Here is a 16,237-nt window from a genome sequence, read left to right as displayed (position 1 = left end):
CCGCCGCCGACCGGAACACCACACTTCAATTTCAACAAACTGTTGACGCCCTGTTCCGAGCGAACTTACGCTCCACGGCAGTCATGCAGGATCCGTACGGAAAGGCCGCCCCGACAAATGACGCAGCGCGTGCTTACGACCGAGTCCGGCGCCCCCGTCGCCGACAACCAGAACTCCGCCACCGCCGGCGTGGGCGGCCCTCTCCTCCTCCAGGACCAGCACCTGCTGGAGAAGCTCGCGCGCTTCAACCGTGAGCGGATCCCGGAGCGCGTGGTGCACGCCCGCGGCTCCGGCGCGTACGGCTACTTCGAGGTGACCGACGACGTCACCGGCTTCACCAAGGCCGACTTCCTCTCCGAGGTGGGCAAGAAGACCGAGCTCTTCATCCGCTTCTCCACCGTGGCCGACTCGCTCGGCGGCGCGGACGCGGTCCGCGACCCGCGCGGCTTCGCGGTGAAGTTCTACACCGCCGAGGGCAACTACGACCTCGTCGGCAACAACACCCCGGTGTTCTTCATCAAGGACCCGATCAAGTTCCCCGACTTCATCCACTCCCAGAAGCGCGACCCCTTCACGGGCAAGCAGGAGCCGGACAACGTCTGGGACTTCTGGGCGCACGCCCCCGAGGCCACCCACCAGATCACCTGGCTCATGGGCGACCGCGGCATCCCGGCCTCGTACCGTCACATGAACGGCTACGGCTCGCACACCTACCAGTGGACCAACGAGGCGGGCGAGGCCTTCTTCGTCAAGTACCACTTCAAGACGAACCAGGGCGTCCGCTCCCTCTCCGCCGACCAGGCCGCCGAGCTCGTCGGCAAGGACGCCAACTCGCACCAGACGGACCTGCTCCAGGCCATCGAACGCGGCGTGAACCCGTCCTGGACGCTGTACGTGCAGGTCATGCCGGCCGCCGAGGCCGCCGAGTACCGCTTCAACCCGTTCGACCTCACCAAGGTGTGGCCGCACAGCGACTACCCCCTCCAGCGCGTGGGCCGGATGGTCCTCGACCGCAACCCGGACAACGTCTTCGCCGAGGTCGAGCAGGCCGCGTTCTCCCCGAACAACTTCGTGCCGGGCATCGGTCCTTCGCCCGACAAGATGCTCCAGGGCCGTCTCTTCGCCTACGCGGACGCCCACCGCTACCGCCTCGGCGTGAACCACACCCAGCTCCCGGTGAACGCCCCCAAGGCGACGGTCGCCGAGAACTACGGCCGCGACGGCGCCATGGCCACCCGCAACGGCTCGCGGTACGACAAGAACTACGAGCCCAACTCCTACCAGGGTCCGGCCCAGACCGACACGCCGCTCTCCGCGCCGCTCGCGATCCACGGCTGGACCGGCACCCACGCCGCCCCGCAGCACACCAAGGACGACGACTTCTTCCAGGCCGGCGAGCTGTACCGGCTGATGTCGGAGGACGAGAAGTCCCGTCTGATCGCCAACATCGCCGGCGGTCTCTCCCAGGTGTCCCGCGAGGACGTCATCGAGAAGAACCTCGCCCACTTCGCCGCCGCCGACGCCGAGTACGGCAAGCGCGTCGAGGAGGCCGTCCGCGCCCTGCGCGAGGACTGATCATCTCGAATTCCCAGACCGCGTACGGCATCTGACGGGAGGTCAATGCCGTACGCCGTCCGGAACACCGGCCCGGATGAGGGGTGGTCGGTGTTCATGGACAGCGTGAGGACCGCGGCGGCTGCGAGCCAGTGCGGTGGCCAGGACGCCCGGCCCCCCTTCCAGACCTGAAGGAAGGGACCGGCCGGAGCGCCCGCCGGAGCCGCCGCGGTCCCAACGCCCTCCCCCACGAGGGAGCCCACGGGCTCCGCCCGGCGGCGCGAACATCCCGTCGCGCCGGCCTCGCACCGCCGGGCGGTCATCGACGAGAGCGCGGAACCAGGTTTACGGTCCCTGGTTCCGCGCTCTTCTCCATGCCCGGATCTCCATACCCGGATCTCCATGCGCCCCGATCTCCATGCCCCGATCTCCATCCCCCCCGATACGACACGGCTGCACAGCGCATCGTTTCTGCGGTGAAGATCCGCACCCGCTCGGGGGAGCGCACCGCGATTCGCCGCCCGCGCGCCCCGGCCACGGCACTATCCAGCCGTACGTGATCAAGAACCTGATGCGCGGCCTCGTCCCGCTCGCCCTCGTCCTGTCCCCGCTCGCCGCCCCCGCGCCCACCGCCTCCGCGGGCGTCCAGCTCTTCCCCGACGCGCTCGCCGAACTCTCCGAGGCCACCGAGGACCCCGCCGGGTACGAGGAGTCGGCCTTCCCGCACTGGGACGAGGGCCTCGACGCCGCCGACGGCTGCGACACCCGCGCCGAGGTGCTCCTCGCGGAGGCTGTCGAGGCGCCCGCGACCGGGGCCGGCTGCGCGCTCACGGGCGGCCGGTGGACCTCGTACTACGACGGGCAGAGCGTCACCGACCCGGCCCTGCTGCGCGTCGACCACCTCGTGCCGCTGGAGGAGGCGTGGTCCTCGGGGGCGTCCGGCTGGACGGCGGCGCGGCGGGCGGAGTACGCCAACGACCAGGGGGCGGCGGCGACGCTGGTCGCCGTCACCGCCCGCAGCCAGAAGGCCAAGGGGACCCAGGACCCGGCCGCGTGGGTGCCGGACGGGAACGCCGCGTACTGCCGCTACGTCGGCGAGTGGGTCGGCACCAAGCTGCGCTGGGGGCTCTCCGTCGACAAGGACGAGATGGAGGCGCTCAAGCTGTTCGCCGACGGGCCGTGCGAGGAGACGGTCGTGCAGCGCTCGACCGCCCCGCGGTGAGCGCTGCGGTGAGCGCGGCGGTGACGGCGAGCGAGGCCGCCGCGAGGAGGGCCATCGCCGTCGCCGGGGAGGTCAGCTGCGCGAGGCCGCCCGCCAGGGCGGCGGCGAGGCCCTGGCAGGCGAGCATCCCGGAGCCGTGCAGGCCGAGCGCGTGGCCGCGCGCCTCCTCGGGGACGAGCGGCAGCAGCCGCTCCTGATACAGCAGGCTCGCGCCGTAGCCGGCCGCGGAGACGGCGACGGCCGCGGCCGCCAGGATCGGCGGCAGCCCCGTGCCGAGCGCGAAGAGCAGGTACGGGGCGGCCAGCAGGGCCTGGAGGGGCGCGGCGAGCCGTCCGCGCAGCCGCGCCGGCACGAACCGCCCGACGACCGTGTCCCCGGCGAGCATGCCGACGGCGGCGCAGGCGAAGAGCAGACCGGCGCGGTCGGGGTCGTACGACACGAAGAGCGCCTCGCAGCCGACGATCAGCCCGTTGGGCACCCAAAGCGCGAGGTAGAGCAGACGGCGGTTGCGGTCGGCGAGCAGCCGGCCGTTGGCTCGCCAGGTCTCGGCGGCCGAGGCGCGTCCTGAGGCGCGGGGCGGGCGGGCGGTGAGCCCGAAGCGGTAGAGGAGCGCGGCGAGGAGGTAGAGGGCGGCGCCGGTGAGGAGCGTGCCGCGCGGGGAGAGCACGACGAGGAGCACGCCGCCGGTGGCGAAGCCCGCGATCTGGCAGACGCCGACGGCCATGTTCATCACGGCCCGGCCGAGCAGGAAGCGCTCGGGCGGCAGGATCTCGCCGAGCAGCCCGAGCCGCACGCCGCCGCCGAGCGACCCGACGACCCCGAGCACGGCGAGCAGCCCGAAGGCGGCGGCGAGCGGCACCCCGGGCGCGGCCTGGACCGCCGTCCCCGCCGCGAACACGACGGCGACGACGGCCAGCGCGGTACGCGGCGGCAGCCGGTCGGCGGCGGAGAGCAGCGTGGTGGCCCCGAGGAGCTGGGCGAGCGAGGGCCCGAACATCGCGAGCGCGCTCAGCAGCGGCGAACCGGTCGCGTCGAACACGAGCGTGGCGAGCCCGAGCCCCGCCACCGTCTGGGCGGCGGTCTGCGCGGAGCCGGCGAGGAAGAGGGGCGTGAACTCGGGGGTACGGAGCAGGTCGCGGTAGCCCGGACGTACGGGCGCCTCGGGGATGGAGATCGGCATGCCGGGGATTGTGGGGAGGGCCGTACGGCCACCGGTATTGTTTCGCGCCCCCGCGAAACAATGGGCGGCGGGCGGGGCACGGAGGCACGCTCGGCGGAGCGCGAGACGGAGCGGGGCGGAGCGAGGCGCCGGGGCGAGGCGCCGGGGCGGGCACGGGCCGCGCACCGGGCCGGGATCCGCACCGGGCACCGGGCCGGGGATCCGGACCGGGGATCCGGGCCGGGGGGATCCGGACCGGGGGGATCCGGACCGGGGGGATCCGGACCGGGCATCCGGACCGGGCATCCGGACCGGGCATCCGGACCGGGCATCCGGACCGGGGATCCGGAGGGCAGGACGAGGGAGGGGCGGGGTATGGGGTGGTGGCGGTTGGGGGCGGACACGCTGGCCGGGGGGCGGTTTCTGATCTCGCCGCTCGCCGAGACCGTCGCGGCGCTGCAGACGCTGCACGCGGGCCGGGCGGGGCATCCGGGCGAGCGTCGGTGGCTCGCGGAACGGCTGCCCGCGTACCGGGCGCGGCTGGCCGCCGAGCCGCTGGACGCGCTGCTCGTGCGGGCGGCGATCAGCCCGACCTGGAACGCGGACTTCCTGACCCCGACCCCGTACGGCGACGGCGAGCGGTGCTTCGAGGAGGAGGTGGAGGCGGTCCGGGCGGTCGGGCAGGCCGCCGCACTCGCCGACCTGGCGGTCTCGACGGGTGGTGCCGTGCCCGAGCCGCTCGCGGCCTCGCGCGACCTGCCGGGGCGGCTCGCGGAGCTCCTCGCCTGGGTGTGGCGGGAGACGGTGCTGCCGGAGTGGCCGCGACGGCGGAGGGTGCTGGAGGCCGATGTGGCGGCCAGGACGGCGCGCCTCGCGCGGGACGGCTGGGCGGCGGCGCTCGACGAGCTGTGCCCGGGGCGGATGCGCTGGCTCGGCGACGGCAGGCTACAGGTCAACGCCCGTGACTATCCGCCGCGTTCGGTGACCGGAGGGCGGCTGATCCTCGTGCCGGTGACGCCGGTGACGGGCTGGGTGTCGTGGGAGGCGCCCGGGGAGACGGTCGAACGCAGCGCGATCGTCTACGCCTGCGCGGGAGTTCTCGCCGACGGGGCGGGCCCGGCGGTGCCGGAGGCGCTGGGCGCGCTGCTCGGACCGGCCCGCGCGGGCGTCCTGCTGCGCCTCGAAGCCCCGCTCTCCACCAGCCAGTTGGTGGCGCTGACGGGCCAGGGCCTCGGCTCGGTGGGGCGCCATCTGAAGGTGCTGCACGAAGCCGGGCTTGTGCGCCGCAGGAGGGCGGGCCGGTCGGTGCTGTACGACTGGACGGAGGCCGGCGCCGTACTCGTACGGGCGCAGCGGCCCGCCCCCTAGAAACCGGCGGCTAGAACCCGGCCCAGGCGCGCAGGCGTTCGCCGAGGACGACGTCGTGCGCGAGGCCCGCGAGGGCGGTGGGGTCGGCGTGCACGCCCTGGCGGGCGAGGATGCCGGCGAGGGCGGCCCAGTGGCCGGCGGCGGCCTGTTCCTGCGTCTCGTCGCCGTAGGGCTCGTCGGGGCCTACGACCGTGCGGGCGTCGTCCTCGACGGATGCGCGGGTGAGGAGGGTCCGGATGTCGGCGTCGCCGAGCACGCTCTCGCTCCAGCCGCGGTCGTCGAGGAGGACCAGGGCGCGCCCGTCGGAGAGTTCGGCCTCCAGGCGGGCGGAGACCGACAGCCGCCGGTCGTCGGTGCGGGCCTCGTCGAGCTCGACGTGGGTGACGAGGCGGGTGGGGGCGGGGGGCGTCATGGTGTCCACCGTAGACGCCGCGTGCCCGGCCGGATGGAGCCGGCCGGGCACGTTCGGGCGGGGACGGGAGCGTCCCGGGTGGGCCCGCCCGCCCCCGTCACGTGGACGACGGGCTCGGGCGGGAGCCGGGGGCGGGGCCGGGACGGCCCCGGCGGCCGGACCTGCGGGCCGGGGGCCTGCGGTCCGGTGGTCAGACCGACGGACCGGGGCCCCGTGGTCCGGTGGCCGGACCGGCGGGCCGGGGGGGCCGGCGGGCCGGGGGGGGCCGGCGGGTCGGTGGTCAGACCCACGGACCAGGGCCCTGCGGTCCGGTGGCCAGACCGACGGACCGGGGCCCCGTGGTCCGGTGGCCGGACCGGCGGGCCGGGGCCTGCGGTCCGGTGGCCCGACCGGCGGGCCAGGTCCGGTGGCCCCGTGGCCCTGTGGTCAGACCGCGAGCGGCTTGATCGCCGTCGGGGCGTGGCCGGGCTCGGTGGCCAGCTCCTCGAACTCGGTGACGTCGCTCATGTCGACGGTCTTGCTCATCGCGATGTTGGTGATGCGCTCCAGGATCGCCTCGACGACGACCGGGACCCGGTACTCGACGGCCATCTTCTTGGCCTGCTCCAGCGCCTCGCCCAGCTTCGCCGGGTCCTCGACGCGGATCGCCTTGACGCCGAGGCCCTCGGCGACCTTGACGTGGTCGACGCCGTAGACGCCGATCTCCGGGGTGTTGATGTTCTCGAACTCCAGGTTGACCTCGAAGTTGATGCCGAGGCCGCCCTGCGCCTGCCGGATGAGGCCGAGGTAGGCGTTGTTCACGAGGACGTGGACGTAGGGGACCTTGTGCTGGGCGGCGACCGCCAGCTCCTCGATCATGAACTGGAAGTCGTAGTCGCCGGAGAGCGCGACGACCGGGGTCTCCGGGTCGGCGGTGGCGGCGCCGATGGCGGCGGGGATGGTCCAGCCGAGCGGGCCGGCCTGGCCGCAGTTGATCCAGTGGCGCGGCTTGTAGACGTGGAGGAACTGCGCGGCGGCGATCTGGGAGAGGCCGATGGTGGTGACGTACCGGGTCTCCGGGCCGAAGGCCTTGTTCATCTCCTCGTAGACGCGCTGCGGCTTGATCGGCACGTTGTCGAAGTGCGTGCGGCGCTGGAGGGTGGCCTTGCGGTCCTGCGCGGAGGCGGCCCAGGCGGTGAAGTCGGGGAGCTTGCCCTCGGCCTTCCACTCCTTGGCGATGGCGACGAAGAGCTCCAGGGCGGCCTTGGCGTCGGAGGCGATGCCGTAGTCCGGGGCGAAGATCTTGCCGAGCTGGGTGGGCTCGATGTCGACGTGGACGAACTTCCGGCCGGCCGTGTACGCGTCGAGGTTGTAGCCGGTGTGGCGGTTGGCCCAGCGGTTGCCGATGCCGATGACGGTGTCGGACTCCAGGAAGGTCGCGTTGCCGTAGCGGTGCGCGGTCTGGACGCCGACCATGCCGGCGGCGAGCTCGTGGTCGTCCGGGATGGTGCCCCAGCCCATGAGGGTGGAGATGACCGGGATGTTCGTCAGCTCGGCGAACTCGACGAGGAGGTCGGAGGCGTCGGCGTTGATGATGCCGCCGCCGGCGACGATCAGCGGGCGCTCGGCCTCCAGGAGGAAGGAGAGCGCCTTCTCGGCCTGGGCGCGGGTGGCCGTCGGCTTGTAGACGGGCAGCGGCTCGTAGGTCTCGGGGTCGAACTCGATCTCGGTGAGCTGGACGTCGATCGGCAGGTCGATGAGGACGGGGCCGGGACGGCCGGAGCGCATCAGGTGGAAGGCCTGCTGGAACACGCCGGGGACCTGCGCGGCCTCCAGGACGGTGGTGGCCGCCTTGGTGACGGGCTTGGCGATCGAGGCGATGTCGACGGCCTGGAAGTCCTCCTTGTGGAGCTTCGAGACCGGGGCCTGGCCGGTGATGCACAGGATCGGGATGGAGTCGGCGATCGCCGAGTACAGGCCGGTGATCATGTCGGTGCCGGCGGGTCCCGAGGTGCCGATGCAGACACCGATGTTGCCGGCCTTGGCGCGGGTGTAGCCCTCCGCCATGTGGGAGGCGCCCTCGACGTGGCGGGCCAGCGTGTGGCTGATGCCGCCGACGTTCTTGAGCTCGCGGTAGAAGGGGTTGATCGCCGCGCCGGGCACGCCGAAGGCGTTGGTGACGCCTTCGCGCTTGAGGATCTCAACGGCCGCTGCGGCGGCGGTCATACGAGGCATGGGAGTGCTCCTGCTCGGCCGGTCGGTCGCAGGGTCCGGGCGGGCCGCCCGGTCCTGTTTCCGTAATGCGGAAGAACTGTTCTGCTATACGGAAGCAATGTAGGTGGGGCTCGGGAAGCCGTCAAGGGAGCGCCCGCCAGGCGGGCACCGCGAAACCCCCGGAACGGCTCCGGACGAGCACCGGCAGAGCACCGGAAGAGCACCGGAAGGCGGCTTCGATGGCCGAAGTCGCACCCCCGCGCGGCCGGATTGGTGGACGATGGGCGCACGGGAAGAGGGGGTTCGGTGTGGGTGAGTCGGTGTCGGTGCGCTGCCCTGAGTGCCTGCGGAGCCATACGTACGCGGCGCCCGTCTTCCCCTGCGCCTGCGGGACCCCCGTCGCCCCGCCCGTGGTCCCGGACGCGACCGCCGAACCGGTCCGGCACCGCACCTGGCAGGACGAGTGGGTGACCGTCCGCTGCGGCGCCTGCGGCCGCGAGGGCGAATGGCCCCACCCGGAGCTGGGCTGCGCCTGCGGGGCCGTGCTGAGGATCCCGGTGGCACCCGTCTCAGGGGAGGGCTCCGGCTCCGGCTCCGGGGAGGGATACGAGAAGGGGTACGACTCCGAGGGGCGCGGTCCCGGCCCGTACGCGCCGGACGACTCCGCGGGCCCCGGGCCCTCCGCCGACCGCCCCGGACTCTTCGCCGCCCCGGACGGCGAGGCCGGAGAGGACCCGGGCGCGGGGCCCGTCTCGGACTGGTTCGGGGCCCCGCCCCGGTCCTTCGCCGAGCGGTACCCGGCGCACATCCCGCCACCGCCGACCCTGCCCAGGCCCGCCCCGGGCCGTGGCGCGTACCGGCCGGTGACGATCCGGACGGCGCGGGACGCGGTCGCCGCGGCGGCCACGTATCTGCACTGGCTCGGCTTCCGGGAGATCGTGCAGCCGGAGGACCGCCGCTCCCCCGGTGTGGACCTGCGCGGGCCCGGGCTCGTCGCCCAGGTCGATCCCAGCACCCGGCCGGCCGGGCTGCGGGCCGTGGAGTGCCTGTGGCTCAACGGCCTCGGCGCCTCCGCCGTGAGCGTCTTCTTCTCGCTCGCCGGCTACACCCCCGAGGCCCGGTCCCGCGCCGCCGAGATACGGCTCCCGCTCTTCGTCCTCGACCTCACCGGCACGCCGCAGCCCGTCAACGACGCCGCCGACGAACTGACGTCCGGCGGCGCCGTGTGATCCCCCGCCGGGCCGATCGAGGATACGGATCCGGCCATCCACGCGTGATGATCACGCTCCCCCGGGCAGAACCCTTCTGGGGGGGTGGACGGCATGGGGACGGGGACGGGGTGGTTCGCGGCGGCGGCCTGCGCCGCCTGGGCCGAGGTACTGGTCGCGGCGGTGCTGCTGCGTGTCCGGGGCGGGAGCAGCGGCGCCGCGCCCGACGGCGCCCCGCCAGGCCCCGAGGCGCTGGCGCTGCTGCGCGGCGGACCGCGGGCCGCGGTGACCGTCGCGCTCGTCGCGCTGCACCAGCGCGGAGCGGTCGCGGCGGGACGTAAACACACGGTTCGGGCCAATGGCGGGCCCGGGCGCACCCGGGACCCGGTCCAGCTCGGCGTCCACCGCTCGCTGCGCAACGCCCTCCCGCCGCGCACGCTCGCCCTGCGCCCCGAGGCGCGCCGGGCGGTGGACGGGCTGCGGGCCGAAATGGGGCGGGCGGGGCTGCTGCGCCCGCCGGGACGGCGGCGCGCGGCCCGGCTGCTGCTCGCGGCCGCGCCGGCCACGCTCGCGGCCGGACTGCTGATCGCGCGCACCGGGGAGCGGGCCGGGCCGGGGCCCGTGCTCCTCCTGGCCGCCGGGGTGCCGGTGCTCCTGGCCGTGGTCGCGCTGCTCCGGCTGCCGCCGGCCACCCGGGCCGCCCGGCGGCACCTCGCCGAGCTGCGGGAGCGGCACCCGCTGCCGGCGCACCGCCGGGAGGTGACGGACGGGCGGCTCGTCCAGCTGTACGTGGCGCTGTACGGCGACCCGGCGCTCGCCATGTTCCTGCCGCGCTTCGCCCGGGACGGGGGGCTGCTCGGCCATCGGGCCCCCGACGGGCGGTGAGGCCGGGCCATACTGGCGTATGCGCATCCGAGCGGCCTCACCGGCCGAACTCCCGCTGCTCCAGTCCATCGAGCGCGCGGCGGGCGAACCCTTCCGCACCCTCGGTATGACGGCGATCGCCGACGACGAGCCCCTCCCCCTCGACGTCCTGGAGGGGTATCGCGCGGCGGGCCGGGCCTGGGTGGCGGTCGACGGGGCCGACCGTCCCGTCGGCTATCTGATCGCGGACACGGTCGACGGCGCCGCCCACATCGAACAGGTCTCCGTCCATCCGGAGGCGGCCCGCCGGGGCGTCGGCCGGGCCCTGATCGAGCACCTGGCGGAGGCCGCCCGGCAGGAGGGCCTGACGGCCCTCACCCTGACGACCTTCACCGAAGTGCCGTGGAACGCCCCGTACTACGCCCGTCTCGGCTTCCGCCCGCTCGCCGACACCGACCCGGCCCTGACGGAGGGCCTGCGGGAGATCAGCCGCTCCGAGGCCGCCCACGGCCTGGCGGCCTGGCCCCGCGTCTGCATGCGCCGCGAGCTGACGCCTCCCGCCGTTCGCTGATGCCTCCCGCCGAGCGCTGACGCTCCCTCAAGCCCCGTAGCGCTCGCGGAGTTCCACCTTGCGGACCTTGCCGCTGACCGTCATCGGGAACTCGCCGAGGATCTCGACGCGGCGCGGGACCTTGTAGTGGGCGAGGCGGTCGCGGCAGAAGGCGGCGAGTTCGTCGAGGGTGGGCGGGTCGGCCGGGTCGCGCGGGATCACACAGGCGAGGATCTCCTCGCCGTACCGCTCGTCGGGGACGCCGACCACCTGCACGTCGGCGATCTTGGGGTGGGCGTAGAGGAACTCCTCGATCTCGCGCGGGTAGATGTTCTCGCCCCCGCGGATGATCATGTCCTTGATGCGGCCGACGATCCGGACGTAGCCGTCCTCGCGCATCGTCGCGAGGTCGCCGGTGTGCATCCAGCGGCCCGCGTCGACGACCTCGGCGGTCTTCTCCGGCTCTTCCCAGTAGCCGAGCATCACGCTGTAGCCGCGGGTGCACAGTTCGCCCGCGGTGCCGCGCGGCACCGTGAGGCCGGTGGCGGGGTCGACGACCTTCACCTCGATGTGCGGCAGGACCCGGCCGACGGTGCCGGTGCGCCGCTCCAGGTCGTCGTCGCGGCGGGTCTGGGTGGAGACCGGCGAGGTCTCCGTCATCCCGTAGCAAATCGATACCTCTGCCATGTTCATCTCGCTGACCACCCGTTTCATCACCTCCACCGGACACGGCGAGCCCGCCATGATGCCGGTGCGCAGCGAGGACAGGTCGTACGCGGCGAAGTCCGGGAGGTTCAACTCGGCGATGAACATGGTCGGTACGCCGTAGAGGGAGGTGCAGCGCTCCTCCTGGACGGCGCGGAGCGTCGCCGCCGGGTCGAAGGACGGGGCGGGGATCACGACGCAGGCACCGTGCGAGGTGGCCGCGAGATTGCCCATCACCATGCCGAAGCAGTGGTAGAAGGGCACCGGCACGCAGATCCGGTCCTCCTCGGTGTAGGCGATCATCTCGCCGACGAAGTAACCGTTGTTGAGGATGTTGTGGTGGGAGAGCGTGGCCCCCTTCGGGAAGCCGGTGGTGCCCGAGGTGTACTGGATGTTGACGGGCTCGTCGGCGGAGAGCGGCTCGGGCACGAGCCCGCCGGCCGGGCGGGCCGCGAACTCGTCCCAGGTCGGGTCGCCGAAGTACACCGCCTCCCGCAGCCCCGGGCAGTCGCCGCGCACCTCCTCGACCATCGCCCGGTAGTCGCTGGTCTTGTGGGCGAGCGAGGCGAAGAGCAGCGAGATGCCCGACTGGCGCAGCACGAAGGCGAGTTCGTGGGCGCGGTAGGCCGGGTTGATGGTGACCATGACGGCGCCGACGCGGGCGGTGGCGTACTGGACGAGGACCCATTCGGCGCGGTTCACCGCCCAGATCCCCACCCGGTCGCCCTTGCGGACGCCGCTGCCGAGCAGGGCGCCGGCGATCCGGTCGACGTCGGCGCCGAACTCGGCGTAGGTCCAGCGCCGTCCGTCGGCGAGGTCGACCAGGGCCTCCCGGTCGGGCCAGGCGGCGACGGCCCGGTCGAGGTCGGCTCCGATGGTGTCGCCGAGCAGCGGGGTGTCCGCCACCCCGTGCGCGTACGAGAGCTCCGTGACGGTCATGCCGGGTCCCTTCGGTGGTGTGCGTCGAGTCGAGTGTCGGCGGGGGGCTTAGCGGGCGTGCGCGGGTACTCGGGTACTGGGGGTACTGGGGGTACTGGGGGACCCGGAGTACCCCCAGTCCCCCGAGTACCCGCGGGGCCGTACGTGGTCCGGGTCCGCGCGCCTCGCGGACCCGGACCGACCCGGACTCCGTCAGTTCACGCCGCGACCGAGGCCGTCCCAGTACGGCTCGCGGAGCTTGAACTTCTGGATCTTGCCGGTGGCGGTGCGCGGGATGTCCCGGCGGAACTCCACGCTCGTCGGCGCCTTGTAGCCCGCCATCCGCTCCTTGCAGTGCGCGATGATCTCCGTCTCCGAGACCGTCGCGTCGGGCGCGGTGACGACGAGCGCCTTGATCGTCTCGCCCCACTTCTCGTCCGGGACGCCGATCACGGCCACCTCGGCGACCGCCGGGTGACGGAAGATCACGTCCTCGACCTCGATCGACGAGACGTTCTCGCCGCCGGTGATGATGACGTCCTTCTTCCGGTCCGAGATCGTCAGGTGCCCGTCCTTCTCGTCGAAGGTGCCGCCGTCGCCGGTGTGGAACCAGCCGTCCTCCAGGGCGGCGGAGGTCTCCTCGGGCTTGTCCCAGTACCCGTCGAGGACCGTGTTGGACCGGGCCAGCACCTCTCCCGTACCGGAGAGTTCCATCTTCACGCCGAGCGCGGGCAGCCCGGCCCGGGACAGCTTCCGGGCCCGCTCCTCCGCCGGCAGGTGCGCGTCCTGGGGGCGGATGCGGTTGAAGGTCAGCAGCGGCGAGGTCTCCGTCAGACCGTAGATCTGGGTGAACTCCCAGCCCAGTTCCTCCTCGATCCGCTGGATCAGCCGGCTCGGCGGCGGCGCGCCCGCGCACACGATCCGCACCCGGTCGCGTCCCGGCACCGGGCCTTCCCAGTCGGCCGCCGCGTCCACGACCGCCTTCCACACGGCGGGCGCCCCGCACATCAGGGTGACGCCGTGCTCGTCGACCCGGCGCAGGATCTCCGCGCCGTCGACCTTCCGCAGCACCACCTGCTTCACGCCGAGCCCGGCCATCACGTACGGCATGCCCCAGCCGTTGCAGTGGAACATCGGCAGCGTGTGCAGGTAGACGTCCCGCTCCCACACGCGCGTGTGCAGGCCGAAGGTCAGGCCGTTGACCCAGATGTTGCGGTGCGTCAGCTGCACGCCCTTGGGGCGGGCCGTCGTGCCCGAGGTGTAGTTGATCGTCGCCGTCGCGTCCTCGTCGGGCGCCGACCACGGGCGCGGCTCGACCCCGAAGCGCATGAGGCCGGTGTCGGTCTCCTCCCCGAGCACGAAGCGGTGCCGCGTCCTGACGCCCGCCAGGGCGGCGTCGAGCTCCGGGTCGACGAGCAGCACGGACGCGCCGCTCTGCTCCACGACGTACGCGACCTCCTCCGGCTTCAGCCGGAAGTTGACCGGTACGCAGATCCTCCCGCTCATCGGCAGCGCGAACAACAGCTCAAGAAGGCGGGCCGAGTTGTGGCTCGCCACCGCCACCCGCTCGCCCTCCCGCACGCCCAGCGCGTCGAACCCCGCCTGCCAGGCCCGCACCCGCTCGGCGAAGGTCCCGTAGGTCGTGGTGGGAACGGCCCTCGCGGGCTGATCCGGCTCGTCCACCACCGCCACGCCGTCGCGGAAGCCGAGCTCCGCCCGCTCCAGGAAGTCGGTGATCGTCATCGGTACACGCATCGGTGTCGCCTCTTCGCAGATAGGGGCCGGTCCCCGGCGTCGCCGTGGGATGCCGACCGTTTGACCCGAACGGCTAACGCGCCATCCAAACAGAGGAATTGGCCCCCGTCAGGACGGTGCCGATTCGGCCGGTGTGGTGGAGATGGCCGTCCTCGTCGCGGACGGCGAGGTCGCCGGTCCGGTAGTGGCCGCCGGCCACGCCCCGGCCGTCCGCTCCGGGGCACCGTGGTAAGCGGTCATCAGCCCCCCCGGGTTGGCGGCCGGGTCGAGAAGGATCTCGCCCGGGGCCGTGGGCGAGCACGCCCCAGGCACGTCCGACGGCCTCCGTGACCTCGCGGTCCGGCAGGCCCCCGAGGGACCCGGCCACGCGGGGCGTGGTGGCGGGGCGGGAGGTTCCGGGAGTGCAACAAGGCATCAGGGTGTCGTGGGCGAGGGAGACCTCGTCGGGCTCGAAGTCCTCCGGCGCGAAGACCTCGGGCTTGAAGACCTCCGACGCGAAGACCGTCGGCTCGAAGGCCTCCGGCTCGCGGGCGGACAGCTCGCACCCCAGCCGGTTCACCCCGTGGCCGCCGATCGAGACGCGGGTGTGGTCGCCGGGTACGCCGGCGGGGTCGAGGTGCGGGGAGAGGGGGACGCCGACGATCCGGTCGCCCTCGTCTCCGTACCGTCCTCCCGGACGAGGCGGAGAGCGGTGCGGTCGTTGCCCTCGGCGATGACGTCGAACCAGTCCAGCGCCCGGTCGAACCGGTCGGGGCGGGGCGCCACGAAGCCGGCGCGGGCGGCCTCGTACTCCTCGCGGTACCGGATCAGGAAGTCCCGGGCGGTCCGGAACTCCTCGGTGGCGCCGGCAGCCGTCATGCGTCCTCCTCGTTGCGGGACGGGGTCCGCCCATCGTGTAATCGGTCCCCCGGGTCCCACTACCCCCGTTCGGGGGTGAAGGAGGGGTGTTCTTCCGTGTCCGAGCGGATCGAAGAGGTGGAGCTGCGCGCCGCGCTGGTACGGCTGCGGCGCGGCAGCGGCCTGCCCGTGGTCTTCGGCGGCCTCGTGCCGGACGGCGGCCGTCCGCTGCGGATCGCCGAACTGCACGGGGCGGTCACCCCTGCGCTCCAGGGCCTCGTGATCTCCCCCGGCAACGGCCTGGGCGGCAAGTGCCTGGCCCTCGCCCGCCCGTGCGCGGTCACCGACTATCCGGAGGCCCGGCACATCACCCACGAGTACGACCTGCCGGTGTCGGCGGAGGGCCTGCGCTCGGTGATCGCGGTGCCGGTCGTCGTCCGGCGCCAGGTCCGCGGAGTCCTGTACGGCGCGCTGCGCGACGCGCTGCCCCTCGGCGACCGCGTCTTCGACGCGGCGATGGCGGCGGCGCGTGACGTGGAGCAGGCGCTGGTCGTACGCGCCGAACTGAACCGCCACGCCGGAACGCCGGAGCCGCCCCGCCCCGGCCCCGCCCCCGGCCCTGCCTGGGAAGAGGTCCGCCACGCCTACGGCGAGCTACGCGCCCTCGCCCCCCAGATCACGGACGAGGAGCTACGAGCCCGACTCCTGGCCGTCTGCGGCCGCCTGGAGTCGGCGACCGGCACCCCGCCCCCGCCGCCGGAATTGGCCCTGACCCCCCGCGAGACGGACGTCCTGGCGGCGGTCGCCTCCGGCGCGACGAACGCGACGGCGGCCCGCCGCCTGGGCCTACGCCCCGAAACGGTCAAGGGCTACCTGCGCTCGGCCATGCGAAAACTGGGCGCCCACACCCGCCTGGAGGCGGTGGTGGCGGCCCGCCGGGCCGGCGCGCTGCCGTAGGGGGCGGGCAGGTTCGCGTGGGGGCGGACGGGGTGACGGCGAGGGCGGACGCGCTGCCGCCGGACACGGACGCGCTGCCGCCGAAGGCGGGCGCGTCGCCGAAGGCGGGCGGGCTTACGTCCTGGCGCGGGAGGGCTGCCGGCCACACACAGACGCGGCGCGGCCGAAGGCGGGCGCGTCGCCAAAGGCGGGCGGGCTTACGTCCTGGCGCGGAAGGGCTGCCGGCCACACACAGACGCGGTGCCGCCGAAGGCGGGCGCGTCGCCAAAGGCGGGCGGGCTTACGTCCTGGCGCGGGAGGACTGCCGGCCGCACACAGACGCGGCGCCCCCAGAGCCGTACGCGCTGCCGCCGGAGGCGGGCGGGCTTACGTCCTGGCGCGGGAGGACTGCCGGCCGCACACAGACGCGGCGCCCCCAGAGCCGTACGCGCTGCCATCGGAGGCGGGCGCGGTGCCGCCCGAGACTCACGGGCTGCCGCCGGAGGCGGGCGGCTGGCGGCTTCCGCCAGGCACGGACCTACAGGCAGGCCGCACA

At 73.8% G+C, this 16,237-nt stretch carries 13 protein-coding genes and 1 pseudogene; 7 read left to right on the top strand and 7 right to left on the bottom strand.

Going from position 1 to position 16,237, the window contains the following annotated elements:
• Positions 1–117 precede the first annotated feature (117 nt).
• Together HHL19_RS14540 and HHL19_RS14535 are read left to right on the top strand one after the other, a co-directional pair.
• On the top strand, positions 118–1,575 hold the full coding sequence (locus HHL19_RS14540) for a catalase (protein ID WP_169089495.1): 1,458 nt from the start codon (positions 118–120) through the stop codon (positions 1,573–1,575).
• A gap of 535 nt (positions 1,576–2,110) precedes the next feature.
• Positions 2,111–2,776, top strand: coding sequence for an HNH endonuclease (locus HHL19_RS14535; RefSeq protein ID WP_169089493.1), 666 nt, complete (start codon positions 2,111–2,113; stop codon positions 2,774–2,776).
• Here HHL19_RS14535 and HHL19_RS14530 read toward each other — a convergent pair.
• Positions 2,712–3,956: an MFS transporter gene (locus tag HHL19_RS14530; protein WP_169089491.1), complete on the bottom strand. Its 1,245-nt coding sequence runs from the start codon at positions 3,954–3,956 to the stop codon at positions 2,712–2,714. The genes HHL19_RS14535 and HHL19_RS14530 overlap by 65 nt on opposite strands.
• 354 nt (positions 3,957–4,310) lie before the next feature.
• Between HHL19_RS14530 and HHL19_RS14525 the strand changes: the two genes are divergently transcribed.
• Complete coding sequence (locus HHL19_RS14525) at positions 4,311–5,303, top strand: ArsR family transcriptional regulator (RefSeq protein ID WP_169089489.1); 993 nt, start codon at positions 4,311–4,313, stop codon at positions 5,301–5,303.
• A 10-nt stretch (positions 5,304–5,313) separates the two neighbouring features.
• Here the strand turns inward: HHL19_RS14525 and HHL19_RS14520 are convergent, their stop codons facing one another.
• A complete protein-coding gene (locus HHL19_RS14520) occupies positions 5,314–5,715 on the bottom strand; it encodes a hypothetical protein (RefSeq protein ID WP_169089487.1) in 402 nt (133 codons plus the stop codon).
• A gap of 426 nt (positions 5,716–6,141) precedes the next feature.
• Positions 6,142–7,929: a glyoxylate carboligase gene (gene gcl, locus HHL19_RS14515; RefSeq protein WP_169089485.1), complete on the bottom strand. Its 1,788-nt coding sequence runs from the start codon at positions 7,927–7,929 to the stop codon at positions 6,142–6,144.
• Positions 7,930–8,216: 287 nt separating this feature from the next.
• Here gcl and HHL19_RS14510 point away from each other — a divergent pair, with 287 nt between their 5' ends.
• From HHL19_RS14510 to HHL19_RS14500, 3 genes are all read left to right on the top strand, one after another.
• Positions 8,217–9,137 (top strand): hypothetical protein, encoded by a 921-nt coding sequence (locus tag HHL19_RS14510; protein ID WP_169089483.1) that lies wholly within the window; start codon positions 8,217–8,219, stop codon positions 9,135–9,137.
• Positions 9,138–9,230: 93 nt separating this feature from the next.
• A complete protein-coding gene (locus HHL19_RS14505) occupies positions 9,231–10,001 on the top strand; it encodes a TIGR04222 domain-containing membrane protein (protein WP_169089481.1) in 771 nt (256 codons plus the stop codon).
• A 19-nt stretch (positions 10,002–10,020) separates the two neighbouring features.
• Complete coding sequence (locus HHL19_RS14500; protein ID WP_169089479.1) at positions 10,021–10,551, top strand: GNAT family N-acetyltransferase; 531 nt, start codon at positions 10,021–10,023, stop codon at positions 10,549–10,551.
• A 27-nt stretch (positions 10,552–10,578) separates the two neighbouring features.
• Here the strand turns inward: HHL19_RS14500 and HHL19_RS14495 are convergent, their stop codons facing one another.
• From HHL19_RS14495 to HHL19_RS14480, 4 genes and pseudogenes are all read right to left on the bottom strand, one after another.
• Positions 10,579–12,174, bottom strand: a complete 1,596-nt coding sequence (locus HHL19_RS14495) for an AMP-binding protein (protein ID WP_169089477.1) — start codon at positions 12,172–12,174, stop codon at positions 10,579–10,581.
• A gap of 192 nt (positions 12,175–12,366) precedes the next feature.
• Positions 12,367–13,908 (bottom strand): AMP-binding protein, encoded by a 1,542-nt coding sequence (locus HHL19_RS14490; protein ID WP_169089475.1) that lies wholly within the window; start codon positions 13,906–13,908, stop codon positions 12,367–12,369.
• A 73-nt stretch (positions 13,909–13,981) separates the two neighbouring features.
• A complete protein-coding gene (locus HHL19_RS38500) occupies positions 13,982–14,467 on the bottom strand; it encodes a hypothetical protein (protein WP_169089473.1) in 486 nt (161 codons plus the stop codon).
• A gap of 92 nt (positions 14,468–14,559) precedes the next feature.
• Positions 14,560–14,766, bottom strand: a pseudogene (locus tag HHL19_RS14480) (AMP-dependent synthetase); the annotation flags it as partial.
• A gap of 96 nt (positions 14,767–14,862) precedes the next feature.
• Here HHL19_RS14480 and HHL19_RS14475 point away from each other — a divergent pair.
• Positions 14,863–15,702: a helix-turn-helix transcriptional regulator gene (locus HHL19_RS14475; protein WP_169089471.1), complete on the top strand. Its 840-nt coding sequence runs from the start codon at positions 14,863–14,865 to the stop codon at positions 15,700–15,702.
• Positions 15,703–16,237: the final 535 nt, after the last annotated feature.

The organism is Streptomyces sp. R302 (assembly GCF_012927245.1).
Classification (GTDB): domain Bacteria; phylum Actinomycetota; class Actinomycetes; order Streptomycetales; family Streptomycetaceae; genus Streptomyces.
The sequence above is the reverse complement of the archived record's forward strand: the minus strand, read 5'-3'. Positions and strand labels throughout refer to the sequence as shown.